Origin of the sequence: Streptomyces sp. NBC_00102, from assembly GCF_026343115.1 — a bacterium.
In the GTDB taxonomy this organism is placed as follows: domain Bacteria; phylum Actinomycetota; class Actinomycetes; order Streptomycetales; family Streptomycetaceae; genus Streptomyces.
This window is the reverse complement of sequence record NZ_JAPEMC010000001.1, coordinates 1,939,478-1,964,719: the sequence shown is the minus strand read 5'-3', so window position 1 is coordinate 1,964,719 and position 25,242 is coordinate 1,939,478. Positions and strand designations below refer to the sequence as shown.

Genomic DNA, 25,242 nt, shown 5'->3' with positions numbered 1-25,242 from the left:
CGTCAGGCAAGATGGGGTGTATCTGCTCCCACCCCTATTGCTGCCGGACGGTTTCTCTTGGCTGAGTACATCTACACCATGCGCAAGACGCGCAAGGCGCACGGCGACAAGGTGATTCTCGACGACGTCACCCTGAACTTCCTGCCCGGCGCGAAGATCGGTGTCGTAGGCCCCAACGGCGCCGGTAAGTCCACGGTGCTGAAGATCATGGCCGGCCTGGAGCAGCCGTCCAACGGTGATGCCTTCCTCTCGCCCGGCTTCAGCGTCGGCATCCTCATGCAGGAGCCGAAGCTCGACGAGGAGAAGACCGTCCTGCAGAACGTGCAGGACGGCGCCGCCGAGGTCATGGGCAAGCTGAAGCGCTTCAACGAGGTCGCCGAGCTCATGGCGACCGACTACTCCGACGCGCTGCTGGACGAGATGGGCAAGCTCCAGGAGGACCTGGACCACGCCAACGCGTGGGACCTGGACGCCCAGCTGGAGCAGGCCATGGACGCCCTGGGCTGCCCGCCCGGCGACTGGCCCGTCACCAACCTCTCCGGTGGCGAGAAGCGCCGTGTGGCGCTCTGCAAGCTGCTCATCGAGGCCCCGGACCTGCTCCTCCTCGACGAGCCCACCAACCACCTCGACGCCGAGTCGGTGAACTGGCTGGAGCAGCACCTCTCGAAGTACGCGGGTGCGGTCGTCGCCGTCACCCACGACCGGTACTTCCTCAACAACGTCGCCGAGTGGATCCTCGAACTGGACCGCGGCCGCGCGCTCCCGTACGAGGGCAACTACTCCACGTACCTCGACAAGAAGGCCACCCGCCTCAAGGTCGAGGGCCGCAAGGACGAGAAGCGCGCCAAGCGGCTCAAGGAAGAGCTGGAGTGGGTCCGGTCCAACGCCAAGGGCCGCCAGACCAAGTCCAAGGCCCGCCTCGCCCGTTACGAGGAGATGGCCGCCGAAGCCGACAAGATGCGGAAGCTGGACTTCGAGGAGATCCAGATCCCGCCGGGCCCGCGCCTCGGTTCCATCGTCGTCGAGGTCGAGCACCTCTCGAAGGCCTTCGGCGACAAGGTCCTGATCGACGACCTGTCGTTCACGCTGCCGCGCAACGGCATCGTCGGCATCATCGGTCCGAACGGCGCGGGCAAGACCACGCTGTTCAAGATGCTCCAGGGCCTGGAGACGCCGGACTCCGGCACGGTCAAGATCGGCGAGACGGTCAAGATCTCGTACGTCGACCAGTCCCGCGCCAACATCGACCCGAAGAAGACCCTCTGGGCCGTCGTCTCGGACGAGCTGGACTACATCAACGTCGGCCAGGTCGAGATGCCCTCGCGGGCGTACGTCTCCGCGTTCGGCTTCAAGGGCCCGGACCAGCAGAAGCCGGCCGGTGTCCTCTCCGGTGGTGAGCGCAACCGCCTGAACCTGGCGCTGACGCTCAAGGAGGGCGGCAACCTGCTGCTCCTCGACGAGCCCACCAACGACCTGGACGTCGAGACCCTGTCGTCGCTGGAGAACGCCCTGCTGGAGTTCCCTGGCGCCGCTGTGGTCATCTCCCACGACCGCTGGTTCCTGGACCGCGTCGCCACGCACATCCTGGCGTACGAGGGCGACTCCAAGTGGTACTGGTTCGAGGGCAACTTCGAGTCGTACGAGAAGAACAAGGTCGAGCGCCTCGGCGCGGACGCGGCCCGCCCGCACCGCGCCACGTACAAGAAGCTCACCCGGGGCTGATCACCGTGGCCCGTCACCTCTACCCCTGCCCGCTCCGCTGGTCGGACATGGACGCCTTCGGCCACGTCAACAACGTGGTCTTCCTCCGCTACCTGGAGGAGGCGCGCATCGACTTCATGTTCCGACTGGCGCCTGGGGACGGTTCGCCGTCCTTCGCGGGCGGTTCCGTCGTGGCCCGTCACGAGATCGACTACCTCCGGCCGCTGGTCCACCGCCACGCGCCGGTCACCGTCGAGTCCTGGGTCACCAAGATCGGCGCGGCGTCCCTGACGATCGCGTACGAGATCAAGGACGCGGACCTGGTGTACGTGCGGGCCTCCACGGTCGTCGTGCCCTACAACCTGGTGGAAGGGCGGCCCCGGCGGATCTCCGCCGAGGAGAAGCTCTTCCTCCAGGAGTACATGGAGCAGGAGCCCGCCGCGGCATGACGATGCCCGTGCACTCCGTGCTCTTCGCCGACCCGAGGGAGGCGGCGGACCTCGCCGCCTTCCTCGGCCGGCTGCTCCACTACGACCGCGCCGCCGCCGTCCGCCTCCAGGCGGCCGGCGGGGCGCTGGCCGTGTTCGGGCGCCCGCCTTCCTTCGACGTGCTGGCGATCCGAACGGCACGCCTCGCCGAGGACGGACCCGGAGGCCCGACGGCCTTCGACGTCACGGTGTCGGCGGGGGAGTTCCTGGAGACCCTCGACCCCGAAAGCCCCGGGGGAGGGACCGGCGTACTGCCCGCTCCCGTCACCGGGCCGCCCTGGACCGGGCTGCTGCCGCCGCGCGGCCCCTGGACCGAGGTCCCCGGGCTGCCGGGCCCGCAGGAGCTGCGCACCGCGCTGAGCACGGCGGTCGGCGAGTTCCGGGCCCGCGACGAGGCCCTTCCCGAGGACCGTCGCACCCGGGCCGAACGCGATCTGATCGGCCGCGAGATCTGGTCCCGGCCGGTCGGCGGGACCCCGCTCCCCCTGCGCGCCGTGCACGCGGCGCAGTCGCTCGGCTTCCTCCGCCCCCAGCCCGACCTGCCGGTCGGCCTGCTGGCCGCGGGGTCCTGGCTGCGCCTGCGGAGCCCGTACGGCTCCGTCGCCCTGCGCGCCGAGGGCAGCGGCGGGCTCGGCGCGCTCCAGCTGTCCGTCGGCCGGCGCTGAACGCACCGGCCGCACCGGCCGCGTCGCCTCGGTCGCGCTGAACGCACCGACTGAACCGGCCGGCCGGTTCAGTCGGCCGTGTTCACCATCGAGGCGGCCGCGTAGGTGAGGTAGGACCACAGCTGCGCCTCGTGCTCGGGGGCGAGGCCCAGCTCGTCCAGGGCGACCCGCATGTTCGCGAGCCAGGCGTCGTGCGCCGCCCGGTCCACCCGGAACGGCTGGTGCCGCATCCGCAGCCGGGGGTGGCCGCGGTGGTCGCTGTACGTCCGGGGACCGCCCCAGTACTGCATCAGGAAGAGCGCGAACCGCTCCTCGGCCGGACCCAGGTCCTCCTCCGGGTACATCGGCCGCAGCAGCGGGTCCTCGGCGACCCCCTCGTAGAAGCGGTGCACCAGGCGCCGGAAGGTCGCCTCGCCGCCGACCTGCTCGTAGAAGGTCTGCTCCTGAAGCGTGTCGCGCGGGTTCTCTGTCACGTGTCCATGGTCGCAGACGTACCGGCCGAGGTCGGGGGTCCTAGGACCCCCCGGGGCTTCCGGCTCCGCAGCACCCGGCGGCACCCGCTGCCGCGTGCCGGTCGCCCGCCGGGCGCCGCCGCAGGAGAGTGGAGGCATGGGTGCCGCAGAGCGCTGGACGCGCGATCCGTTCGAGGCCGAGGGGGCCGCGGCCCGGCAGGCCATGGTGCGGCTCATCGTGGCCGACGGCGGGCTGCGCGACCCCGCCTGGCGCGCGGCCTTCGAGGACGTGCCCCGCCACCTGTTCGTGCCGTACTACTACGAGGGCGGCCTCCTCGGAGCCGTACGCCTCTGGTGCGAGGACGCCGACCCGGTACGCCGCGAGCAGTGGCTGCGCGGGGCGTACGCGGACGGGCCGCTGGCCACCCGGATGAAGGACGGCGAACTCGTCTCCTCCAGCAGCCAGCCCTCGCTGATGGCGCTCATGCTCGACGCACTGGACGTGCGCGACGGCCAGCGCGTGCTGGAGATCGGCGCGGGCACCGGCTACAACGCGGCGCTCCTCGCCCACCGGCTCGGCGACGGGGCCGTCATCACCGTCGACCTGGATCCGGAGATCACCGAGTCCGCCCGCCGCCACCTCGCCGCCGCCGGGTACCGGGCCACCGTCGTCACCGGCGACGGGGCGCGGGGCTGCCCCGGACACGGCCCGTACGACCGGATCATCGCGACCTGCACCCTGCCCCTGATCCCGGAGGAATGGCTCGCGCAGTGCGCCCCGGGCGCGCGCATCCTGGCGCCCTTCGCCACCGGGGTGATCTCGCTCGGGGTGCGGGAGACCGCGTCCGGACGGCGGGCGGAGGGGCACTTCCTGCACACCCCGGCGTTCTTCGTGCCCCTGCGAGGGACCCCGGCGCGTCCCGGCGGCCCGGCCCGGCGCATGACGGGGAACGACCTCCACTCGTTCCTGCTCGCCCTGGCGGGCGGTTCGCTCGACGCGGAGGAGGCGCTGAACCTCTGGGAGGGGGAGGGCCGCCCCGGCCGGGAACGCTTCGGCCTCACCGTCGACCGGAGCGGGCAGTGGGCCTGGCTGGACGACCCGGAGGGCCCGTACGTATGGCCCCTCACCGGTCACGGGGAGCGGTGAGGGGCCCTACGACAACGCGCCGATGGACGGATCAGCTCCGGCGGACCGTGATCGTCGTCCACGCGCCGACGTGCACCTGGTCGCCGTCCTGGAGCGGTACGGGAACGTACGGCTGGATCGGGTCCTCGGCGCCGTTGAGCGTCGTGCCGTTGGTGGAGTTCTGGTCCACCACCGCCCAGCCCCCGTCCGGCTGCTGCACCAGGACCGCGTGCTGGTGCGAGACGCCCGGGTCCTCCGGCGGCACCGCCAGGTCGATGTCGGGCGACTCTCCGGTGCTGTGCCGGCGGCGCCCGATGGTGACCTGGCTGCCCGCGAGTTCGAGGTGCTGCTCGGGGGAGTACGCGGGCAGGTTCAGCCCGGTCGCCTCCGGGCCGCTGCGCTGCATCATCGCCAGGAAGTAGTCACGGTCCGGTGCGATCACCGCGGTCCAGACGGCCGACCGCTGAGGCTCCTGCGACGGCCCACCGGGGCCGCCCTGCGCGCCGGGGCCCTGCTGGGCACCCGGGAAGCCGCCCTGGCCGGGGAACGGCGGCGGGAAGCCTCCCTGCGGGGGACTCTGCTGCTGGAAGGGGTGCGGCTGCTGCTGGTGCGCGGGTGCCTGCGGCTGGGCCGGGGCCTGAGCCTGGGCCTGGGCCTGGGCCTGGGCCTGCGAGGGCGGCGGCAGCATCCAGTCGTCCGCCTCGGGCGGGGCCGAAGGACCGGGCGCGGGCGGCGCGCTCTGCTGGAACGCCGACGGCGGACCCTGCTGGAACGCGGCCGGCGGACCCTGCGGGCCACCGTGCTGCGGGCCCGGCCGGCCGGGCCCGCCCTGCGGGCTCTGCGGGAACTGCGGCTGCCCCGGGCGACCGGGGAACTGCGGCTGCCCGCCCTGCGGGAACGGCGACTGCTGCTGACCCTGCGGACCGCCCGGCGCTCCCTGCTGTGCCTGCGGGAAGGCCGGGGGCTGCTGCTGGTTCTGCTGGAAGGCGCTCGGCGGCGCCTGCCGGCCGTCGCGGTCCGGCACCAGCGGCTCCGCCGGACGGTTCAGCTGCGAGGGACGCGAACCCTGGTACTCGAAGGGGTCACGCGGCTGCGGGGGCTGCGGCGCCTGGGAGTGCGGGGCCTGCGTGTGCGGGGCCGGGGGCGCCTGCCGGGGGCCGGGCTGCGACTGGAAGCCGGGCGGCAGGTTGAGACCGGGCGCCGGCCCGCCACCGGCGCCGGGCTGCGGAGCCAGCGGGGTGTACGAGGTCGCCGTGTTGGTGAGGAAGTTCCACCGGCACTCCTCGCAGAACGGCCCACCGGGCTCACGCGGGGTGCGGCACTGCGGGCAGAGCTCGACTCCGGCGGTCGGCTGTCCGCCGGGGCCGGGGCCGGGGCCCTGCGGATATCCGTAACCGGGCGCGGGCGGCGGGGGCGGGGGCGGCGGGACCGCACCGGGCGTACCGGCTCCGGTCATGCGATGTCCGCAGACCTCGCACCAGTCCTCGGAACCCGACTGGTGTCCGTTCGGGCAGGTCGGCATGTCGGCGCTTCCCCCTCTCCTCGTCCGGCCCGGGGGCCGTCATGCTCGTCGATCGCCGTACGCGCGGCGGGGCGGAGGTCCGCCCCCGGCCGTGCGGACGACTCTGTCGCTCGGCTTCGTCTGTGTCGTTCTCTTGTTACTTCTTGACGCGAACGGTCTTGGTGGAGCGCGTTTCGAGTGTCATCTCGTCCGCTTCCGCGACCTTCGCTTTCAGTCGCACAGTACCTGTCGCGGCGTCGACCACGTCGACCACCTTCGAAAGCAGCTTCGCGGTGTCCTCGTTGCCGGAGACCGCCGCGAGCTGCACCGCGCGGCCCAGTTTCGCGGTCGCCCCATCCAGGTCCCCGGCCTTGCGGGCGTCCAGTCCCTGCTGGATCACCCGGGCCAGCTCGGCCTGGCCCGTATAGTGCGCGACCTGCGGATTCATCGCCGTGGACGCCACCAGGTCGTCCGTCCACACCGCCCGCACCAACCCCTGCGCAAGGGTCTGCGGGGCGCCCTCGCCGGAGGGCGCGGGGAGGATCAGGGAGACCCTCGCCGCCAGCATCTCCTGGCCGATCCGGGCCTGGGGAACCCTGACGCACACGTGATAATCGCGGGATTCGTCACCCCAGGAACCCGTCGGATAATCCCCGGCACGCGGTCCCGCCTCCGACCGGCGCCCGGTCAGATCGACGACCGCCGGAGCGACCTGCTTCACGAAGAGGATCTCGGTGTCCACCGGCGTCCAGAGCCGCAGCGCCACGTCCGCGACCTCCTTGCCCATGGCGTTCTCCATCATCCGCGTGAAGTCCGCGGCCAGCCCGGCCGGATCGGCGACGATGTCCGCGGTGCCCAGCAGGGCGGAGGCGATGCCCGTGACCTCCTTCACCTCCCAGTCGGTGCCGACGCCCCGGGCGTCACAGGTGAAGCGGCCCGCGCAGGCGTCCAGCGCCGCCCGCAGGTCCTGGGGCGCCTCGTGCTCGTTGCGCCCGTCGGTCAGCAGGACGCCGTGCCGCAGATCCGCACCGGCGGAGGCGAACAGCCGGTCGGCGAGCCGGAGCCAGGTGCCGATCGCGGTGCCGCCGCCCGCGCTCAGGCCGCGCAGCGCGTCCTTCGCCTGTGCCTTGGTCAGCGGGTCGGCCGTGGCGAGCCCGCCGTTGCCCGGATAGACGTCCCTCGCCACGTGCGTGCCCGCCACCACCGCGAACCGGGTGCCGTCGCGCAGGGTGTCGATGGCCGCCGCCGTGGCGTCGCGCGCGTTGCGCATCTTCGTGGGCGGGTACTCCATCGACCCCGAGCAGTCGACCATGAGCACGACCGCGGCGTCCGGGACGGGCGCCGCCGCGCCTTCCGGGAGGCTTCCGGGGAGCGGCGCACCCCTGGACGTACCACCGCCCGTGGACGTGACCGTGACGATCGCGTTGACCTCGCGGCCCCCCTCGGGGAGGTAGCTGTTCTGGTACACGTCCACGGAGAAACGAGGCTGTCGCGACTTGGCGAAGTTGGCCATGGAGCTGCTCCTCGACGCCCCACCGGTGGGACGGATACGGGTGTGCGGTTGACGTACGGTCGGCCCGCCGGTCCGGACGGGCGACCGCACGGGAGGGCAGGGAAGGGCCGGAACGGCTGGGAAGCGGTCGGCGGCGGTCGGAATCTGTCGGGTCCGGAGGCCGGTCGGGACGCGGCCTGACGAGCGGCTGTCCGGCAGCCGGGGAGCGTCAGCCGGAGTGTGCCCCGGTGGGCTGTACGGCGAACGGCAGCAGCGCCACTGTTACGTTGTCGTGGCCCCCGCCGTCGAGCGCGTGACCCACCAGCACCTGGGCGCCGTGCAACGGGCGTTCGTGGGCGTCCCGGGGGAGCGCGGCGGCCATCTCCTCGGCGGACTCCGCGTAGTTCCACAGCCCGTCGGTGCAGACCACCACCGTGCCCGGCCGGTCCGGCTTGAACGCGGCGGTGTGCGGGTCGAGTTCGTAGGCGTCCGCGCCGAGCCAGCCGGTGATCGCGTGGGCACGCTCGTCCGCGTACGCCTGCTCCTCGTTCATCAGGCCCGCCGCCACCATCTGCGCGGCCCAGGAGTCGTCCTCGGTGAGCCGGGCGGGCTGCTGCGTACGGTCGGACGGCACCCAGTAGACCCGGCTGTCGCCGACCCAGCCGATGACCAGCAGACCGCCGGCGACGACCGCGCCGACCAGCGTGCAGGCCGGAGCGTTCTGGTTGCGGTGCGGATCGTGCTCCGTCGCGCCCTCCTGCTCCTCGGCCAGGGCGTTGACGGCCCGGGAGGCCGCGACGATCGCGTCGTGCATCGCCTGCTGCGGGTGCGTGCCGCGCGGCAGCGACTCCAGGAGGGACTCGCCGGCGGCGCTCGCGGCGGCCGCCGAGGCGTCGTCCGGCCGGTACGCGGAGGACACCCCGTCGCAGACGATCGCGACGACGGCGGGCGAACCGTCCGGCAGCGCGGTGGCCGACACGGAGAAGGAGTCCTCGTTGCGGTGGTGACGCAGCCCTCGGTCGCTGACCGCCGCCACCGCGCCGAGCTCCCGCTCCATGTGGTCGCGAGCGCGCGGCTGGGCGTGGCCGCAGGTCTCGCAGTACCCGTCGGCGTCGACCCGGCCGGCCCGGCAGGCGACACAGATCCTGGTACCGGCGGGGGAGCCGGGCACGGCAGTGGCGGCCGTACCCCCGGCACCGCCCGTCCCGCCCGCGCCCCGGGGATCCTGGACGGGCACGGGAGCCGCTCCCGGCACGGCTCCCGGAGCCGCGAGTTCGAAGTCCCCGGAGCCGCCGGAGCCGGAGTGCTGCCGTTCCGGTGCGGCCCGGTCGTCGTGCCGAACGGCGGCCGGCACGGCACCGGGCGGTGCGGCCGGTGCGGCCGGTGCGGGTGCGGCCGGTGCGGCGGGTGCGGCCGGTGCCGGTGCGGCAGGAGCGGACTGTGGTGCGGCAGGTGCGGCAGGTGCGGCCGCGCGGGCGAAGAGCGGGTGCCCCGCGGAGTCGATGCCCGGGACGTCGGCGGGCCGGTGGACGGGCGCGGGCCGGTCCGCGGTGTCGGTCTCGGACGCCTCGGGCCACTGGACCGGTGCCGGAGGCGCGGCCGGACGAGCCGGGGCCGCCGGAGCCGCTGCCGGTACGGGGGGAGCCGGTGGCGGGGGCGGGGTGGTGATCGCCATCGTCGGCCGGTCGCCGGGCCGTTCGGGCACGGCGGACAGGTCGTATCCGCAGGCGCCGCAGAACAGGTCGCCCGGGTCCAGCGGTTCCGTGCAGCCGGGGCACGTCGGCAGGGGGGCCGTCTGCTGGTGGATCTGTGACATCTTCACACCCACGTCCGGGGGCGGAAACGGTTGGCCCGCTCCACCAGTTCGATCCTCTCGTCGCCCTGCTGAGCCAGCCGGGCGAGCATCCGGTACGAGCGTTCCAGCCCGAACCGGAGCCCCCGCTCGTCCAGTTCGCTGCCGAGCAGCTTCCGGGCGCCCGGCCCGAAGGACGCCGGGCCCGCGGACGGGCGGGCGGGTCCTGTGGAGAGTACCCAGTCCAGCGCGGTCCCCAGCACCTCGGTCGAGAGCCGCTCGCGGCGCACCGCGTCCAGCCCCAGCCCGGCCAGCGCCGTGATCTGGTCCGACGCGGCGGCCAGGTCGTCCGCCAGCGGCTCCCCGGGGTCGCGCCCGCGCAGCCGCGCGCGGACCGAGGCGACCCGGGCTGCCGTGAAGTGGATCGACGCGGCGGGCACCGACTCCAGCGTGCGTACCGCGCCGGTACGGTCCCCGGCGGCGAAGCGCACCCGGGCGAGCCCGAACGCGGCGCTCACGAAACTCGGGTCGGTGGTCCAGACGAGGTGGAAGTAGTCGGCGGCGTTGTCCAGTTGGCCGAGCACCTCCGCGCAGATCCCGAGCGCCAGCTTGGGCGCGGGCTCGCCCGGGAACGCGTCGTACACCGCGTCGAAGGAGAGCGCCGCGCGTTCGCGCTCCCCGGTCACCAGGGAGACGACCCCCCGGTACCAGACGACCCGCCAGTCGTCCGGGTGCCGGGCCTCCAGCTCGCCCAGCACATGGGCGGCCGCCCCGTACTCGGCCAGCTCCAGCAGGGCCCGCAGTTCGCGCAGCCTGGTCTCCGGGGAAGGGGCCGGGACGGTGCGCAGCGCGGCGATCAGCTCCAGCGGGGCCGCCGCCGTCACCCCGGCCAGGAAACCGGCGTTGGGGTCGCTCCCGTCGACGCGCGGCACCGGCAGCGAGAGCGCGGTGGAACCCGCGTCGAGACCGCCGAGCCACTGGGCGGCACCGGGCGGCACCGGTCCCGCTCCGAACACCGGGACCGGCACGGCCTGGGCCGGGCGCGGCGCGGGAACGCCCGGGGCGCCCGGTCCGGCGGGCGTGCCGCCACCCCAGGGCCGGCCCGGCGAGCCGCTCGCGTGGGTGGGCGGGGCCGTCAGGGCCGCCGCCGAGGGCTGGTACCCGGCCGGGGCGTATCCGGCGGGCGGGGTGTGCCCGGAAGGCGGCGCGTACGCCGGGGGTGGCGTATTGGCGGAAGGAGGCCGGCCGTAACCGGGGGGCGGCTGCGGGTGTCCGGCGGCGGTGGCGGCCACCGGTACGGTCCCGGCGGCAGCGGGCTCACGCCGGCGCCCGGAGCGGCGCGCGGACCGGGCACGACGGCCGCCGAGGCGGGACACGTCACCGGTCAGCTCGGCGAACAACTCCGTGTCCGTCACCCGCGGTTCCGGCCCGAACAGGGTGGACAGGGCCGGGCGCGGGCGCCCCGACTGGAGGGAGACGACCTCCCGCAGCACCCCCGTCAGCTGCTCCGCCATCTCCTCCGCCGAGGCGAAACGCCGCGCCGGATCGGGGTCCGTGGCGCGCACCAGCAGCCGGTAGAAGGATTCGTACGTCCGGAAGACCTCTATGTTCTCCGGGTCCGGCAGCGAGTCCACGAAGACGTTGGTGTAGCCCTGGAAGTCGAAGGTGAGCACCGCGAGGGTCCGCGCCACCGTGTACAGGTCGGAGGCGACCGACGGGCCGACCTCCCCGACTTCGGGGGCCTGGTAGCCCACCGTGCCGTAGATCGCCGACTCCTCGTCGTCCATCCGGCGCACCGCGCCCATGTCGATCAGCTTGAGCTGGTTCTCCGTCTGGATCGCGTTGTCGACCTTGAAGTCGCAGTAGAGGAGGTTGCGGCTGTGCAGATGGCCGAGCGCCTCCAACGCCTCGATCCCGTACGCGCACGCCTGCTCCACGGGCAGCGGATCGCGCCTCCCGGACGGTGTGCGGCGGTCGTTGGCGATCTCCTTGAGCGCCTTGCCGCCGACGTACTCCATCACGATGTAGCCGTCCAGCGAACCCGTCCGCTGGTCGAGGTGCTCGACGAAGTTGTAGATCCGGACGATGTTGGAGTGCTCGATCTCCGCGAGGAAGCGGCGCTCCGAGATCGCGGCCGCCATGGCGTCCTGGTCGCCGGTGTCCAGCAGGCCCTTGAGGACCACCCAGCGGTCCGAGACGGCCCGGTCCACCGCGAGGTACACCCAGCCGAGCCCGCCGTGCGCGAGGCAGCCCGCGACTTCGTACTGCCCGTGCACCACGTCGCCGCCGCGCAGCTTCGGTACGAAGGAGTACGGGTGCCCGCACTTGGTGCAGAACCCCTCGGTGCGGCCCGGCCGGTCGCCGCGTGCCCGGCCCACCGGCGCCCCGCAGTCCGAGCGCGAGCAGAACCGCTTCCGCTCGGGGACCTCGGCGTGCGCCATCACGGCCGCCCGCGGATCGGGGCGCGGTACGTCCGGCACCTGCACCAGGCCCGCGCCGAGACGCCCCCGGGCGGAGGCCCCGCCCGAGGCGCCCGAGGCCCGCACCGACACGGACGGCGCGCTCCCCGCCCCGGCGGACAGCCCCCGCGACAGCCGGCCCGAGACGGACCGCCGTGAGGTGGAGGACCGCGAGGAGGCGCGGGCCGAGGCGCGCGAACCGGCGGGCGAGGAGGCCGAACCGCCGCGCGCCGCGGCCGCGATCCCGGTGGGCGGCGAGGCGACCATGCCGTTCGGCGAGACGACCGGGGCCAGACCGCAGGTGTCGCAGTACAGCTCGCCGTCGCCCATGTCCTCGTAGGAGCCCTCGCACGTGGGGCGCTGGCACCGGCTGCTCATCGTGTCTCCCCCTCGTCGCGGGGCCGGTCCTCGGGCGAGGACGTCCGGCCCGGCGCCATCATCTCGGTGGCGGCGTGCTGGTAGCGCAGCACCGCCTGCCCGGCGACCCGCAGATCGCAGGGCGCGCTCCACAGCATCCGGCGGGCCGCGTCGTACCGCTCGATCAGCAGCGGGTCCTCCGCGAGCCCGTGCCGCGCCACCTTCGCGCGGTACGCGTCGAGCCTGCCGCGCAGCTCCGCCCGCACGGCGAGCGGCGCGGTGACCGAGGTCAGCGACTCGCGGGCACGCAGCAGCTCCTCCTCGGCCTCCCGCTCCAACTGCTCCAGCAGCGGCGGGAGCCGGTGCCAGCGGGCGTGCCTGCGGTGTTCGGAGGCGGCGGCCAGCCGCTCCTGGAGCGCGGTCGGCGGACCGCTGACGGCGGGCACCTCGGAGGCCGCGATCTTCGCCAGCACCTCGACCCGGGCGACCCGCGCCTCGGCGAGCGTGCGGTCGGCGCGCGAGAGCACGTCCCGCAGCCGCGCGAGCCGCTGTTCGGCGTCCTGCCGGACGGCGAGCACCGCTTCGATCTCCCGCCGTACCTCCTCCAGCGCGCGGGCCGCCCGGTCGTACCGGGCGGTGTCCGCCCGGCCGCCGCCCGGCGCGGCGCTGCCGGACCCCCGCAGCCAGAACGCCAGCGGGTCGGCGATCACCAGGGCCCGCAGCTCGGTCAGCTCCAGGGTGATCGACTCCAGGTCGTCGCCCGACGGGTGCTCACCCGGCCGGACGCCCACGGAATGCGCCAGCGAGCGGGTGCGGTGGAGTTCGGCGGCGAGCAGGTCGATCCTGGCGGGCAGCGCCGACCAGACGGAGTCGGAGGCCACCACCATGTCCAGGGAGCGCGCGTAGAGCGTGTTCATCCGGGCCACCAGCTCCTCCAGCGAGAAGCGTTCGGCGAGCCGGGCCGGGCCGGTGATCGAGGGGTCGGGCGGTGCGGCGCCGTGCGCCACGGTGATCTCCCGGCCCCGGAGCAGCCCGGTGAGGGTCTCCAGGTCCTCCCGGTTGGGGTGGCGCCTGCGGGCACGCACCGCGCGCGCCTGCGAGAGGGCGTCGGCGTACGCGTCGAAGTACCCCCAGAGCAGGGTGATCGACCGCTCGGTGGTGGCCCAGCGCTCCTTGGTCACCCCGGACAGGCCGGCACCCTCCAGGAGACGCCGGCCCGCGTGGTCCTGCAGGGCGAGGAGCGAGGTCTCGATCGCCTCGTGCTCCGCGCCGAGCCGGGCCAGCGCACGGTCCGCCTCGTCCCGGTCCATGACCGGTCCCGGGGGCCTTGCCGCGTAGCCGGGGAAGGGTCCCGCGACGCCCATCGCTCACCTCTCCGCTCTTCCGGCGGGCCCGAGGGCCCCGCCGGGATCAGTTGCTGCGGTACGTCGGCGCCGGGGGCGCCGTGATGCCGGGCAGTCCGGCCTCCAGCCAGGTGCGGTACGAGCGCATCCACGGGCTCCCCGCACCGCCGCTGCGGTAGTCCGCCAGCACCTGGTTGACCCGCGCCACCAGGTCGTCGGAGCCGAGCTTGGTGGCGACACCGTAGTACTCCGTGGTGAACGGGCCGCCCTTGAGCTCCACCGTCGGGTCCTGGGCCACCTGGCCCGCCGCCAGCGCGTTGTCCGTCACCACGGCGTCCACCTCGCCGAGCTGGAGGCGCACCAGGCAGTCGAGCTGGCTGGGGACGGTCAGCAGGTCCTCGTCCCCGGCGGTGCCGTCGTGCGCGTCCTCGAAGGCCGCGCCGAACGACCGCGCCTTCAGGGCCTCGTACGCGGTGGAACCCTCGGCGGTGCAGACCCGCTTGCCGCGCAGCGAGGCGTTGTACCCGGAGATGTCGGAGGTCACCGGGGCGAGCACCTGCTGGCCCGCCTGGAAGTAGGCGGTGGAGAAGGCGACCTGCTTCAGCCGGGCGCAGTTGATCGTCATCGTCCGCACCACCACGTCGACCCGGCCGCTCTCCAGCGCCGCGATCCGCTGGCTGGTCGGGATGGCCCGGAAGACCACCTTGGAGGAGTCGCCGAGGATGTCCTGGGCGATGGCCCGGACGAGGTCGATGTCGAACCCCTCCAGCTTGCCGGTCGCCGGATTGCGGTAACCCCAGCGGTAACTGTTCTGGTCCACCCCGGCGATGAGCTTGCCGCGCTCCTTGATCCGTGCGACCCCCGGCCCGTCGTTCCGGGACGGCGGCAGGCTCGCCTCCGGCTTGTCGCAGGTGTCCGCGCGCACCTGGGTGGCCGGGGCCGCGCCCGGTCCCGGGGCGGCGGACGAGGAGCCGTCGGCCCCGTGCGTCAGCGGCAGCAGGGCGAACAGGGCGGTGAGCACGCAGGCCACGGCCATGGCCGTCACCCCGCCCCAGCCGCGCAGCCTGCTCCCGCCGGTACGTGTCCGTGCCATCGCTCCCCCTCCCACCGCTCTTCCCTCCGCCGGCTCCGTGGCCGGTACGCGCCCGTTCACCGGTACTCCCCGAGTCTCCGGCCGGTCCCGGTGATCGCGGCGACCGCCGCCAGTACCGCCAGGGCCGCCGCGCCGACCGGCAGCCCGCCCAGCGCGCCGCGCCCCCGGCCGGCCGCCGCGTCGAACTGCTTCTGTTCGTGGGCCAGGGCCGTCTCCAGCGCTGCGTCCACCTTCGAGAAACACTCGCCGGTGGAGCCCTTCGCCCCGATGACCAGGGCGAGCGCGCCTTCGTAGTCGCCGCCGTCGTCGGTCTTCCGGGCGTCGGCGTGGCGCTTCTGCCACTCCGACACACTGCTGACGGCGGTCGCCACCGGGGTGCTCCCGGAGGCGTCGTCCGCCAGCTTCCCCGCCTTGCCCAGCTCCGTGCGGAGCGCGTCCATCTCCGCCGTGTAGTCGGTCTGGTACTGGTCGGCGGAGCCGTCCTCGGTGAGCACCGCGCCCCGGGCGACCAGGGTGAGGTTCTCGTTGGCGCGCGCCTTCAGGGAGGCGATCCGCGCGTCGTTCAGCACGTCGAGCGAGGCCTGGCCGTTCGCCATGGCGTGGTGCAGTTCGGTCCTGGCCAGGGTCTGGCCGACGACCAGCCACACCAGCACGGCCGCGGTCGCGGCCGTCGCGGCGAGCAGCCCGCGGTTGAAGACCCGGTGGGTCCGGCGGTAGTCGCGGCGCTGGGCCCAGACCAGCACGGTCAGGGCCATGAATCCGGCGGCGATGGCGATCAGCGGCCACTGCCGGGCGTCACGCTGGTCGGCGTCGAGCCGGCCGGTCTCCGCCGTGTACAACCGCTCCGCCGCGGGCAGGAGTTCGCCGCTCATCTTCTGGTTGGCGTACCTGAGGTAGGCACCGCCCAGCGGAAGCCCGAGGCGGTTGTTGGCGCGGGCCCGCTCGACCAGGCCGGTGTAGACCGGGAGGAGTTCGTTCATCGTGCGGATCTCGCGGCCGGAGGAGGTGGTGGCCTCCGTGTTCGCCGCCGCCTTGACCAGCAGCCGGGAGGCGTTCTGGATGTCCTTCTCGTACTGGGCGCGGACGTTCGCCGGCTCCTCGGTGCCCGCGAGGAAGCCGCTCGCCGCCATCGTGTCCGCGTCGGCGAGCGAGCGGTAGACGGCCGCGGCGTCCGCGCTCAGCGGCTGGCTGCGGCTCACCACGTCGTCCGCGGCGGCGGCCCGCCCGGCGGCCTCCACCGCGGTCACCGCCCCGAACGCCACGACGAGCAGGGCGAGTACGGCTCCGACGATCCGCAGCCGCCCGGGCTCGGTCGTCGCGGCGCCGCGCAGCCGTCGTCCCACGGAGGCGGACACCGCCCCGCGCCGCTGCGCGGGCACGCCGGACACCTGCGCCGCTCCGTGCTGCCGCGGCGGGCCCCCGATCGGCGGGTGTGTCACTCGACTTCCCCCTCGGTCACTGTCGGCGCCGTCGCCCCCGGCCGATCGGGGGAGTGGCGCCCGGCCTGAAGTATGGCCGCAGGGACCGGCATCCACCAGGAATACCTGGATCCAAGGGCCGGGAGGGCGGCGGGCGGCGGCGCCGGCAACCCGGCATCCCCGACCCGCGGCCGCCCCGTACCGAACCGATTCCCCCGGTGTGAACACGATCGGGGCCGTTGATCGGTTCCCGCGGGCGGCGGGCTCCCGTACGCCGTTGTACGGGAGTTGACGCGAGGACGCTTCGGCGGCGGCCCGGCCGCACGCCCCTCAGGCGTACTGGGCGCGCAGCCTGGCGTGCGCCTCGGGCGCCGCCCCCGTGTGGTCCAGGCCCAGCAACGCGGCCCCCAGCACAGGCTGTTGGGCCACCACGCGGATCCGGGCCCGGGGTGCGCGGGCCGCCAGCAGCGAGGCGATCCGGATGTCCAGGTCCCGGTGCCGGGCAGCCAGCACGCTGCCGCCGAGAATCACCGGAACGTGCTCCTCCAGCAGGTCCAGCCGGTCCAGCGCCACCGTGGCCATCGCGACGACCTCGTCCGCGAGCCGGTCCACCACCGCGCGCGCCACCGGGTCACCGGCCGCGCCCGTCGCGAAGAGCACCGGGGTCAGCTCGTGCCGCCGCTCGTACGGGATGTGCTCCCGGTGCAGTGCCTCGATCAGCTCGTACATCGAACCGAGCCCGAAGTGCGCGGGGAGCGCCCGGGCCAGCTCGGTCGGCTCGCCCCGGCCGTCCTCGGCGCGGGCGGCGAACCACATCGCCTCCTCGGCGAGCCCCGAACCGCCGCCCCAGTCGCCGGACATCCGGCCGATCGCGGGGAAGCGGGCGGTACGGCCGTCCGGGAGCATGCCGACGCAGTTGATCCCGGCGCCGCAGACCACGGCGACGCCCCGGGGCTCGTCCACCCCGGCGCGCAGAACGGCGAAGGTGTCGTTGCGCACCTCGACCGACGGAGCCCAGCCGCGGTCGAGCAGTGCGGCCGTCAACTCCTCCTCCTCCACCGGGAGGTCGGCGTTGGCGAGGCAGGCCGACACGTGCGCGGCCGGCCCTCCGACCGTCCCGCCGGCCGAGGCGTACGCCCCCTCCACGGCGGCGGCGAGCATGTCCAGCGCGGCCGGTATCCCGACGACGGGCGGCTGGAAACCGCCGCCCCGGGCCGTGCCGAGCACCGTGCCGTCCTCACCGATCAGTGCCACGTCGGTCTTGCTGTTCCCCGCGTCGATGGCGAGGACCGAAGCGTTCACGCCCACGCGAGGTGCTCCCGGTTGTGCGCGATCAGCCGGTCCGTGAGGCCCTCGGCGTACTCGTACTGTCCGACCAGCGGGTGCGCGAGCAGCGCCTTGAAGACGCGGTCCCGGCCGCCGTGCAGGGCCGCCTTCAGCGCCAGGTCCTCGTACGCGGTGACCTGGGCGATCAGCCCGGAGTACAGCGGGTCCAGGGCCGGCACCGCGAGCGGGACGGCGCCGGAGCCGTCGACCCGGGCCTGCGTCTCGATCACCGCGTCGTCGGGGAGGAACGGCAGGGTGCCGTTGTTGCGGGTGTTGACCACCTGCACGGTGGCGTCGCCCCCGCCGAGCAGCGAGGACGCCAGGTCGACGGCCGCCTCGGAGTAGAAGGCGCCGCCGCGCTTGGCGAGCAGCGCGGGCTTCTCGTCCAGCTTCGGGTCGCCGTACATCGCGAGGAGTTCCTTCTCCATCGCGGCGACCTCGGCGGCCCGGGACGGCTTGGTGCCGAGCTCCCGGACGACCTCGTCGTGGGAGTAGAAGTACCGCAGGTAGTACGAGGGGACCACACCGAGCCGGTCCACGATCTCGCGCGGCATGTGCAGGTCGGCGGCGATGGCCGCGCCGTGCTCGGTCAGCAGCCTCGGCAGCACGTTCTCGCCCTCGGGGCCGCCGAGGCGGACGCCGAGCTCCCAGGAGAGGTGGTTCAGCCCGACGTGGTCGAGGTGCACCTCGGCGGGGGAGACGTCCAGCAGCCGGGCGAACTTGCGCTGGAAGCCGATGGCCACGTTGCAGAGGCCGACGGCCTTGTGGCCTGCCTGGAGCAGCGCCCGGGTGACGATGCCCACCGGGTTGGTGAAGTCGATGATCCAGGCGTCCGGGTTGGTGCGGCGCACCCGCTCGGCGATGTCCAGCACGACCGGCACGGTGCGCAGCGCCTTGGCGAGGCCGCCGGCGCCGGTGGTCTCCTGGCCGACGCAGCCGCACTCCAGCGGCCAGGTCTCGTCCTGGTTGCGTGCGGCCTGCCCGCCGACGCGCAGCTGGAGCAGGACCGCGTCGGCGCCCTCCACCCCGGCGTCCAGGTCGGAGGTGGTGGTGATGGTGCCGGGGTGGCCCTGCTTGGCGAAGATCCGCCGGGCGAGGCCGCCCACGAGTTCGAGACGGTCGGCCGCCGGGTCGACGAGCACGAGCTCCTCGATCGGCAGCGTGTCCCGCAGACGGGCGAACCCGTCGATCAGTTCGGGGGTGTAGGTGGACCCGCCACCCACTACTGCGAGCTTCATTTCAGCCCTTCACTCCGGTCAGTGTGACGCCCTCGACAAATGCCTTCTGCGCGAAGAAGAAGACGGCGATCACGGGGGCCATGACCAGAACGGTCGCGGCCATGGTCAGGTTCCAGTCGGTGTGGTGTGCGCCCTTGAAGGACTCCAGGCCGTAACTGAGCGTCCAGGCGGCCGGGTTCTCGGAGGCGTAGATCTGCGGCCCGAAGTAGTCGTTCCAGGCGGCGAAGAACTGGAACAGCGCGATGGCGGCGATGCCCGGCTTGGCCATCGGCAGCACCACCCGCAGCAGGGTGCGCAGTTCGCCGCAGCCGTCGATCCGCGCCGCGTCCAGGTACTCGTCCGGGATGGTCAGTAGGAACTGGCGCAGCAGGAAGATGGAGAAGGCGTCGCCGAAGGCCATCGGGATGATCAGCGGCCAGAGCGTCCCGGAGAGGTCCACCTGCTTGGCCCAGAACAGGTACATCGGGATGATCACGACCTGCGGCGGCAGCATCATCATCGAGATGACCAGCATCAGCGACAGCTTGCGGCCCTTGAAGCGGAACTTCGCGAGCGCGTAGGCGACGGGCACCGAGGACACCACGGTCAGCACGGTGCCGACGCCCGCGTAGAGCAGGGTGTTGCGCCACCAGGTGAGGAAGCCGGGGGTGTCGAAGACCCGCCGGTAGTTCTCCCACTCCCAGGTGTCGGGGGTGAGGTCGCGGGTCAGCGCCTGCTGGTCGCTCATCAGCGAGGTCAGAGCCACGAAGACCAGCGGGAGGACGAAGAACAGCGCGGCGGCGACGCCGAGCGAGTGCACCGCGATCCACCGCAGCAGCGCCTTGCGGCGGGCGGTGCGTTCGGCGGCCGTACGTGCGGTACGGACTGTCCCGGCGGGGGAGCCGGGGGTGCCCGGGGTGTCGAGGAGCTGTGTCATGAGTCAGTCACCGGCCTGGACGAGGTTGTTGCGGCCCCGCATCAGCAGTGCGGTGAAGGCCATGGCCAGGGCGAACAGGACCAGGGCGACGACGCAGGCGGAGCCGTAGTCGAAGCGCTGGAAGCCGAGGTTGTAGACGAGCTGGGGGAGCGTCAGGGTCGACTTGTCGGGGTAGCCGGGCTCGAAGGACTGGCCGGAGCCGCCGATCACGCCCGAGGCCACCTTCCCCGCCACCAGCGGCTGCGTGTAGTACTGCATCGCCTGGATGACCCCGGTGACCACGGCGAACATCACGATGGGCGAGATGTTCGGCAGCGTCACGAAGCGGAACCGCTGCCAGGCGGAGGCGCCGTCCAGCTCGGCCGCCTCGTACTGCTCGGCGGGCACGTCCAGCAGCGCGGCCATGAAGATCACCATCAGGTCGCCGATGCCCCAGACCGCGAGCATCGTCAGTGCCGGCTTGGACCAGGTCGCGTCGTTGAACCAGCCGGGCGTCGGCAGTCCGAGATCGCCCAGGATCGAGTCGACCGGCCCGGTACCGGGGTTGAGCAGGAAGACGAAGGCGAGGGTCGCGGCCACCGGCGGCGCGAGGTAGGGCAGGTAGAAGAGGGTGCGGAAGACCCCGGTGGCGGTCTTGATCCGGGTGATCAGCAGCCCGATGCCGAGGCCGAACACCACCCGGCAGGTGACCATGACGATCACCAGCCAGAGGGTGTTGCGCAGCGACGGCCAGAACATCGGGTAGTCGGTGAAGACGTACGTCCAGTTCGTCAGCCCGTTGAAGACCGGCGCCCCGAACCCGTCGTACTTCGTGAAGGAGAAGTAGACCGTCGAGACCATCGGGTACGCGAAGAAGAAGCAGAACCCGATGAGCCAGGGCGACAGGAAGGCCACCGTGCGCAGCGCCGACCTGCGGCGCTTGGAGCGGAGTGTGTACGTGGTCATCGTGGGCTACTTGGCCTTGGCGATGTCGGTGTCGATCTGCGCCGCGGTCTTCTCCAGACCGGCCTGGAGGTCCTTCACCGAGCCCTTCTCGTACTGGTAGCCGAAGTCCTGGAGGGTCTGCTGGTACGTCGAGCCGTTGACCGCCCCGTCGGGGGTGTTGGAGTGCGGGTTCTGCGCGATGTCCAGGAAGGTCTTGAAGCGCGGGTCGAACTTCAGGTCGGGGGACTTCAGCGCCTCGAAGGTGGAGGGCACGTTCTTGATGCCGTTGGCGAAGTCGACCACCGCCTGCGTGTCGCTGGTCATGAACTTCACCAGCTCCCACGCGGCGTTCTGCTTCTTGCTGGCGGGCGCGATGCCCATGATCGTGCCGGAGAGGAAGCCCTTGCCGTAGGTGTCGGCCTCGTCGTCGGCGACCGGCATCGGCGCGACCCCGATCTCGAAGTCCGTCTTCGCCTCCTCGGCCATGCCGAGCCGCCACTCGCCGTCCAGCTGCATCGCGACCTGGCCGGTCTGGAACGGGTGCTTCGCGCCCCACTCGTCACCGAAGGAGCCGCGGTACTTCTCCAGCTTGTCGTAGCCGCCCAGATCCTCGACCAGCTTCTTCTGGTACGTGAACATCTCGGCGAAGGCAGGGTCCTTGGCGATGTTCGACTTGCCGTCCGCGTCGAAGTACGTGTGGTCCCAGGAGCCCAGGTAGTGGTCGGCGACCGACTCGTAGCCGTGGAAGGTCGGCATGAAGCCGAGCTGCTGGTAGCTGTCGCCCTTGGTGACGGTGAGCTTCTTGGCGTCGGCGGCGAACTCGGAGAGGGTTTTCGGCGGTGCGGCGATCCCGGCCTTCTCGAAGGCGTCCTTGTTGTAGTAGAGGCCGTACGCGTCGGCCAGCAGCGGCAGCGAGCAGCGCTTGCCCTCGAACTGCGTGTAGTCCAGGAGCACCTTCGGGAAGGTCTTCTCCAGGTCGAGCCCCGACTTCTCGATGAAGGGGGTGAGATCGGCGAAGGCACCGGACGAGCAGAACTTGCCGACGTTGGACGTGGTGAACGAGGAGACGACGTCCGGGCCGTTCGAACCCCCGGCGCGCAGCGCCTGGTTGAGCTTGTCGTCGTTGATGTTGCCGACGACGTTCACCTTGATGTTCGGGTGGGCCTTCTCGAAACGGTCGACGTTGTCCTGTACCGCCTTGACCTCGGACGGCGCGCTCCAGCCGTGCCAGAAGTTGATGGTGGTCTTCGCGTTCGGGTCGTCCGTGGCACCGCTCTGCGACTCGCCCGTACAGGCGGTGGCGAGGACGGATATCGCGGCGACGGCGACGGCGGCCGTGGTGAGGCTGTTTCTGCGCATGGCGAAGCTCCTTGGGGATGGTGAAGGAGAGGCAACGGCGGTACAGAGTGCGGAAGTTCAGGGGCGTGAGGTGTCGAAGACCTCGTCGCGGGTGTCCGCGAGGGCCCGTTCCAGGGCGCCCCGCAGGACCGGCAGGCGGACGGTTTCGGCGAGGACGAGCCGGGGCCGGGAGGCCGCGAGCTCGGCGAGTTCGGACTGGATCAGCGAGCGCAGCCGCTCGCCGCCGACCGAGATCAGCCCGCCGGCCAGCACGATCAGCCCGGGGTCGAGCACGGCGGTCAGGGAGGCGAGCCCGGTCGCGAGCCGCTGCGCGTAGTTCAGCAGCAGCTCGGTCAGCTTCTCGTCCTGGCCGTACGCGGCGGCGGCACGGGTCAGCAGGCCGGCGGCGACCTCGGGGTAGGGCTGCTGCGGGGTGTCGATGCCGAGCTGGGCCGCGAGCCGGGGGATCGCCTGGGCGCCCGCCAGCTCCTGGAAGCCACCGCTGTTGGCCTTGACGACCTGGCGTACGAGCGGGGTGCCCGGTACCGGCAGGAAGCCGACCTCTCCGGCGCCGCCGGTGAAGCCGCGGTGCAGCCGGCCGTTGATGACGAGCGCGCCGCCCAGACCCTCCTCGTTCCAGAGCAGGACGAAGTCGTCGTGGCCCCGGGCGGCCCCGCGCCGCTGCTCGGCCACCGCGACCAGGTTCACGTCGTTCTCGTACTCGACGGGCATCGGCAGCTCCGCCGCCAGCTCGTCGAGCAGGGCGGGGGAGTGCCAGCCCGGCAGGTGCGAGGCGTACCGCAGCCGGCCGGTGCCCGGGTCGAAGGCCCCCGGGGTGCCGATGACGACCCGGTGGATCGCGGACCGGGTGAGCCCCGCGGCCGCGACCGCGCCGTCCAGCGCCCGGCCGACCTGGTGCACCGCGCTCTGTGCGCCCCGCCCGGGGGTGCGGAGTTCGTACTCGCCCACCGCCGTGCCGGTGATGTCGGCGACCGCGGCCACGATGCGCCGGGCGTTGACGTCGAGCCCGGCCACGTACGCCGCCTCGGCGTTGACCGCGTACAGCTGCGCGTTGGGGCCCGGGCGCCCCTCGGTGGTGCCGGTGACCCGCACCAGCCCGGCCGCTTCCAGCCGGGCCAGCAGCTGCGAGGCGGTCGGCTTGGAGAGGCCGGTGAGCTTCCCGATCCGGGTCCGGGAGAGGGGGCCGTGCTCCAGCAGCAGATCGAGGGCGGCGCGGTCGTTCATCGCGCGCAGCAGCCGGGGGGTGCCGGGGGTGCCGGTGCCCGGGGTGGTTCCTGCCATGGAGGTGGGTCCGCTCTCTGTTAGGAAAGTTTCCTATCCGGTGAGAGGAAGGTAGGCGCCCGTACCCGGGGCGTCAATGGCGAGGCGGCCGGGCAACGAAAGCGTTACCTGCGGGGGCGGACCGAAGCCGCCCGGAAACACGCCGGAGGGCCTCCGCGACATGCGCGGAGGCCCTCCGGTGACGTGCGGGACCTGCGGGTCGTCCTACTTGGTGATGCTCGGCGGGGCGAGCGGCGTCGCGGCGAGCGACTGCGGCGAGGTGGCCGAGGCGTACGCCGACGGGGCGGCCATGGCCGCGGTCGGGTCCGCCGCCCCGGCCTCCGGCTGCGGGGGCACCGCGCCGATCATGCGGATGCCCGCCTCGTCCAGCGACCGCTTGATGCGCCAGCGAAGCTCGCGCTCCACGGTCAGCGCCTTGCCCGGCATGGTCTTCGCGGTGACCCGGACCGTCATCGAGTCCAGCAGGACGGCGTCCAGGCCGAGGATCTCCACCGGGCCCCAGAGCCGCTCGCTCCACGGCTCCTCCTTCGCCATGACCTCGGTGGCGGCGGAGATGGCCGCGCGGACCCGGTCCAGGTCCTCCGTCGGCCGGACCGTCACGTCGACGCCGGCGGTGGACCAGCCCTGGCTGAGGTTGCCGATCCGCTTCACCTCGCCGTTGCGGACGTACCAGATCTCGCCGTTGTCGCCGCGCAGCTTGGTGACCCGCAGACCCACCTCGATGACCTCGCCGGAGGCGACCCCGGCGTCCACCGTGTCCCCGACGCCGTACTGGTCCTCCAGGATCATGAAGACCCCGGAGAGGAAGTCGGTGACGAGGTTGCGCGCACCGAAGCCGAGCGCCACACCGGCCACACCGGCGGAGGCCAGCAGAGGCGCCAGGTTGATCTCGAAGGCGCCCAGGATCATCAGCGCCGCCGTGCCGAGGATCAGGAAGGAGGTCACCGACCGGAGCACGGAACCTATCGCCTCCGAGCGCTGGCGGCGCCGCTCGGCGTTGACCAGCAGCCCGCCGAGGGCGGTGCCCTCCACGGCCTGGGCGCTGCGGTTCATCCGCTCGATCAGATTGGTGAGGGCGCGGCGGATCACGTAGCGCAGCACGATCGCCACGGCGGCGATGAGGATGATCCGCAGACCCGTGTTCAGCCAGGTGGACCAGTTCTGCTCGACCCAGCCCGCGGCGTCGCCGGCCTGCCGGGCGGCCTCGTCGAGCGAGCCTCCCGACCCGGTCGACGGAGTGGCGGCCAACAGGACGGACGGGGACACGGTGGGACCTCCAGCACGGGCGACAGCGGATCAACCAGGTTAACGACGAGCGCGGCCCGGATGATGTCAGCGGCCCACCGAGAGGCTCGTCTCATCCGGAAATCACACCGATCATCCGGAAATCGCACCGAATCGCACGCTTCACGCCAGGTTCCGTCGCGAACCCGACCGCCCGGCGCCCGGTCCGCCCCCGGCCCGTCCTCCCGGGCGGCGGGCCGACGCCGTGCCCGGTGGCGGCCCGCCGGCGGGCGTGGGGCCGTCCGGGCGGATTCCCTCCGGCCCATTACCCGCACGTGGTGGCGCCCGGACCAGGCATGAGGAGAGACTGAGAGCGGATCGTCCCGGCGCGAGCCACGCGCCGCCGGCGTACAAGGAGGCATCCACCGTGCCGCACGTCCTGGTTCTCAACGCGTCGTACGAGCCGCTCGGCGTCGTACCGCTCCACCGCGCGCTCGTCCTCGTCCTCGAAAACAAGGCCGTGTGCCTCGAAGAGTCCGGCGCCCTCCTGCGCAGCCCCACCACCGCCGTACCGGCGCCCAGCGTGGTCCGCCTCAAGCGCTTCGTCCGGGTCCCCTACCGGGGGCCCGTTCCGCTCACCCGCCGGGCGCTCTTCGCCCGCGACGGCGGCCGCTGCGTGTACTGCGGCGCCGCCGCCACCAGCGTCGACCACGTCGTCCCGCGCAGCCGGGGCGGACTGCACGCCTGGGAGAACGTGGTGGCCGCCTGCCGCCACTGCAACCACGTCAAGGCCGACCGGCACCTCCCCGAGCTGGGCTGGCGCCTGCGCCACCAGCCCGCACCGCCCACCGGCCTGGCGTGGCGGATCATCGGCACCGGCCACCGCGACCCCCGCTGGCTTCCCTACCTCCAGCCGTTCGGCGCGGACGACGCGATGGCCCGGATCGACGGCGTCTCCGCCTGAGAGTCCGGCAGGTTTCCGTGGGCCGCAGGGCCCGCCCGTGCCGTCCGTGACCGGCGGCACAGTGGCCGAAAATGGCCCATATCTGCCGTCCGGGGGAACGGAATGTGACCCACGGCACGTTGG

The 25,242-nt window shown here is 73.0% G+C and carries 20 protein-coding genes; 5 read left to right on the top strand and 15 right to left on the bottom strand.

From position 1 onward, the window contains the following. Nucleotides 1–57 precede the first annotated feature (57 nt). Genes ettA through OHA55_RS08650 form a run of 3 tightly spaced genes read left to right on the top strand, consistent with a single transcriptional unit; the run spans nucleotide 58 to nucleotide 2,854 of the window. On the top strand, nucleotides 58–1,722 hold the full coding sequence (gene ettA / locus OHA55_RS08660) for an energy-dependent translational throttle protein EttA (RefSeq protein WP_266704384.1): 1,665 nt from the start codon (nucleotides 58–60) through the stop codon (nucleotides 1,720–1,722). Between the two features lie 5 nt (nucleotides 1,723–1,727). Continuing rightward, the gene (locus OHA55_RS08655; protein WP_266704383.1) at nucleotides 1,728–2,150 is read left to right on the top strand and encodes a thioesterase family protein; all 423 of its coding nucleotides are present in this window, start codon (nucleotides 1,728–1,730) and stop codon (nucleotides 2,148–2,150) included. After that, on the top strand, nucleotides 2,147–2,854 hold the full coding sequence (locus OHA55_RS08650; RefSeq protein ID WP_266704382.1) for a hypothetical protein: 708 nt from the start codon (nucleotides 2,147–2,149) through the stop codon (nucleotides 2,852–2,854). The genes OHA55_RS08655 and OHA55_RS08650 overlap by 4 nt, the downstream gene beginning before the upstream one ends. A gap of 68 nt (nucleotides 2,855–2,922) precedes the next feature. On the opposite strand, the gene OHA55_RS08645 is transcribed toward OHA55_RS08650, so the two are convergent. Next, the gene (locus OHA55_RS08645) at nucleotides 2,923–3,327 is read right to left on the bottom strand and encodes a globin (protein WP_266704381.1); all 405 of its coding nucleotides are present in this window, start codon (nucleotides 3,325–3,327) and stop codon (nucleotides 2,923–2,925) included. Nucleotides 3,328–3,463: 136 nt separating this feature from the next. Between OHA55_RS08645 and OHA55_RS08640 the strand changes: the two genes are divergently transcribed. After that, nucleotides 3,464–4,453: a methyltransferase domain-containing protein gene (locus tag OHA55_RS08640; protein ID WP_266704380.1), complete on the top strand. Its 990-nt coding sequence runs from the start codon at nucleotides 3,464–3,466 to the stop codon at nucleotides 4,451–4,453. Nucleotides 4,454–4,484: 31 nt separating this feature from the next. Here OHA55_RS08640 and OHA55_RS08635 read toward each other — a convergent pair whose 3' ends face one another. The 14 genes from OHA55_RS08635 to OHA55_RS08570 all read right to left on the bottom strand — a co-directional run bounded on the left by OHA55_RS08635 (nucleotide 4,485) and on the right by OHA55_RS08570 (nucleotide 24,197). Further along, nucleotides 4,485–5,954 carry an FHA domain-containing protein gene (locus OHA55_RS08635; protein ID WP_266704379.1) on the bottom strand — a complete coding sequence of 490 codons (1,470 nt, stop codon included), beginning with the start codon at nucleotides 5,952–5,954 and terminating at the stop codon, nucleotides 4,485–4,487. Between the two features lie 136 nt (nucleotides 5,955–6,090). Further along, nucleotides 6,091–7,446 carry a VWA domain-containing protein gene (locus OHA55_RS08630; protein WP_266704378.1) on the bottom strand — a complete coding sequence of 452 codons (1,356 nt, stop codon included), beginning with the start codon at nucleotides 7,444–7,446 and terminating at the stop codon, nucleotides 6,091–6,093. 208 nt (nucleotides 7,447–7,654) lie between these two features. After that, complete coding sequence (locus tag OHA55_RS08625) at nucleotides 7,655–9,241, bottom strand: PP2C family serine/threonine-protein phosphatase (protein WP_266704377.1); 1,587 nt, start codon at nucleotides 9,239–9,241, stop codon at nucleotides 7,655–7,657. A gap of 2 nt (nucleotides 9,242–9,243) precedes the next feature. Beyond that, nucleotides 9,244–12,054 (bottom strand): tetratricopeptide repeat protein, encoded by a 2,811-nt coding sequence (locus OHA55_RS08620; protein WP_266704376.1) that lies wholly within the window; start codon nucleotides 12,052–12,054, stop codon nucleotides 9,244–9,246. Then, a complete protein-coding gene (locus OHA55_RS08615) occupies nucleotides 12,051–13,397 on the bottom strand; it encodes a hypothetical protein (protein WP_266704375.1) in 1,347 nt (448 codons plus the stop codon). Before OHA55_RS08615 ends, OHA55_RS08620 begins: the two co-directional genes overlap by 4 nt. 46 nt (nucleotides 13,398–13,443) lie before the next feature. Further along, complete coding sequence (locus tag OHA55_RS08610) at nucleotides 13,444–14,469, bottom strand: glutamate ABC transporter substrate-binding protein (protein ID WP_266704374.1); 1,026 nt, start codon at nucleotides 14,467–14,469, stop codon at nucleotides 13,444–13,446. Between the two features lie 56 nt (nucleotides 14,470–14,525). Next, entirely contained in the window at nucleotides 14,526–15,857 is a 1,332-nt protein-coding gene (locus tag OHA55_RS08605) for a hypothetical protein (RefSeq protein WP_266704373.1), read from the bottom strand. Nucleotides 15,858–16,217: 360 nt separating this feature from the next. Further along, complete coding sequence (locus OHA55_RS08600) at nucleotides 16,218–17,195, bottom strand: N-acetylglucosamine kinase (protein WP_266704372.1); 978 nt, start codon at nucleotides 17,193–17,195, stop codon at nucleotides 16,218–16,220. Beyond that, on the bottom strand, nucleotides 17,186–18,451 hold the full coding sequence (locus tag OHA55_RS08595) for a 6-phospho-beta-glucosidase (RefSeq protein WP_266704371.1): 1,266 nt from the start codon (nucleotides 18,449–18,451) through the stop codon (nucleotides 17,186–17,188). The genes OHA55_RS08600 and OHA55_RS08595 overlap by 10 nt, the downstream gene beginning before the upstream one ends. 1 nt (nucleotide 18,452) lies before the next feature. Next, nucleotides 18,453–19,367, bottom strand: a complete 915-nt coding sequence (locus OHA55_RS08590; protein ID WP_266704370.1) for a carbohydrate ABC transporter permease — start codon at nucleotides 19,365–19,367, stop codon at nucleotides 18,453–18,455. 3 nt (nucleotides 19,368–19,370) lie between these two features. After that, nucleotides 19,371–20,312 (bottom strand): carbohydrate ABC transporter permease, encoded by a 942-nt coding sequence (locus tag OHA55_RS08585; protein WP_266704369.1) that lies wholly within the window; start codon nucleotides 20,310–20,312, stop codon nucleotides 19,371–19,373. 6 nt (nucleotides 20,313–20,318) lie between these two features. Then, entirely contained in the window at nucleotides 20,319–21,650 is a 1,332-nt protein-coding gene (locus OHA55_RS08580) for an ABC transporter substrate-binding protein (RefSeq protein ID WP_266704367.1), read from the bottom strand. Between the two features lie 57 nt (nucleotides 21,651–21,707). Further along, on the bottom strand, nucleotides 21,708–22,931 hold the full coding sequence (locus tag OHA55_RS08575; protein WP_266704365.1) for an ROK family transcriptional regulator: 1,224 nt from the start codon (nucleotides 22,929–22,931) through the stop codon (nucleotides 21,708–21,710). 204 nt (nucleotides 22,932–23,135) lie between these two features. Next, entirely contained in the window at nucleotides 23,136–24,197 is a 1,062-nt protein-coding gene (locus OHA55_RS08570; RefSeq protein WP_266704363.1) for a mechanosensitive ion channel family protein, read from the bottom strand. A gap of 385 nt (nucleotides 24,198–24,582) precedes the next feature. On the opposite strand from OHA55_RS08570, the gene OHA55_RS08565 reads away from it, so the two are divergent. After that, nucleotides 24,583–25,119 carry an HNH endonuclease gene (locus tag OHA55_RS08565; protein ID WP_266704361.1) on the top strand — a complete coding sequence of 179 codons (537 nt, stop codon included), beginning with the start codon at nucleotides 24,583–24,585 and terminating at the stop codon, nucleotides 25,117–25,119. The last annotated feature ends 123 nt before the right edge of the window (nucleotides 25,120–25,242 follow it).

What these genes read in the sequence shown, in the direction of transcription:
- OHA55_RS08620 (WP_266704376.1), bottom strand. Translation starts at nt 12,054, where the DNA reads ATGAGCAGCCGGTGCCAGCGCCCCACGTGCGAGGGCTCCTACGAGGAC.
- OHA55_RS08580 (WP_266704367.1), bottom strand. Translation starts at nt 21,650, where the DNA reads ATGCGCAGAAACAGCCTCACCACGGCCGCCGTCGCCGTCGCCGCGATA.
- OHA55_RS08575 (WP_266704365.1), bottom strand. Translation starts at nt 22,931, where the DNA reads ATGGCAGGAACCACCCCGGGCACCGGCACCCCCGGCACCCCCCGGCTG.
- OHA55_RS08590 (WP_266704370.1), bottom strand. Translation starts at nt 19,367, where the DNA reads ATGACACAGCTCCTCGACACCCCGGGCACCCCCGGCTCCCCCGCCGGG.
- OHA55_RS08630 (WP_266704378.1), bottom strand. Translation starts at nt 7,446, where the DNA reads ATGGCCAACTTCGCCAAGTCGCGACAGCCTCGTTTCTCCGTGGACGTG.
- OHA55_RS08650 (WP_266704382.1), top strand. Translation starts at nt 2,147, where the DNA reads ATGACGATGCCCGTGCACTCCGTGCTCTTCGCCGACCCGAGGGAGGCG.
- OHA55_RS08610 (WP_266704374.1), bottom strand. Translation starts at nt 14,469, where the DNA reads ATGGCACGGACACGTACCGGCGGGAGCAGGCTGCGCGGCTGGGGCGGG.
- OHA55_RS08585 (WP_266704369.1), bottom strand. Translation starts at nt 20,312, where the DNA reads ATGACCACGTACACACTCCGCTCCAAGCGCCGCAGGTCGGCGCTGCGC.
- OHA55_RS08625 (WP_266704377.1), bottom strand. Translation starts at nt 9,241, where the DNA reads ATGTCACAGATCCACCAGCAGACGGCCCCCCTGCCGACGTGCCCCGGC.
- OHA55_RS08635 (WP_266704379.1), bottom strand. Translation starts at nt 5,954, where the DNA reads ATGCCGACCTGCCCGAACGGACACCAGTCGGGTTCCGAGGACTGGTGC.
- OHA55_RS08640 (WP_266704380.1), top strand. Translation starts at nt 3,464, where the DNA reads ATGGGTGCCGCAGAGCGCTGGACGCGCGATCCGTTCGAGGCCGAGGGG.
- OHA55_RS08595 (WP_266704371.1), bottom strand. Translation starts at nt 18,451, where the DNA reads ATGAAGCTCGCAGTAGTGGGTGGCGGGTCCACCTACACCCCCGAACTG.
- OHA55_RS08615 (WP_266704375.1), bottom strand. Translation starts at nt 13,397, where the DNA reads ATGGGCGTCGCGGGACCCTTCCCCGGCTACGCGGCAAGGCCCCCGGGA.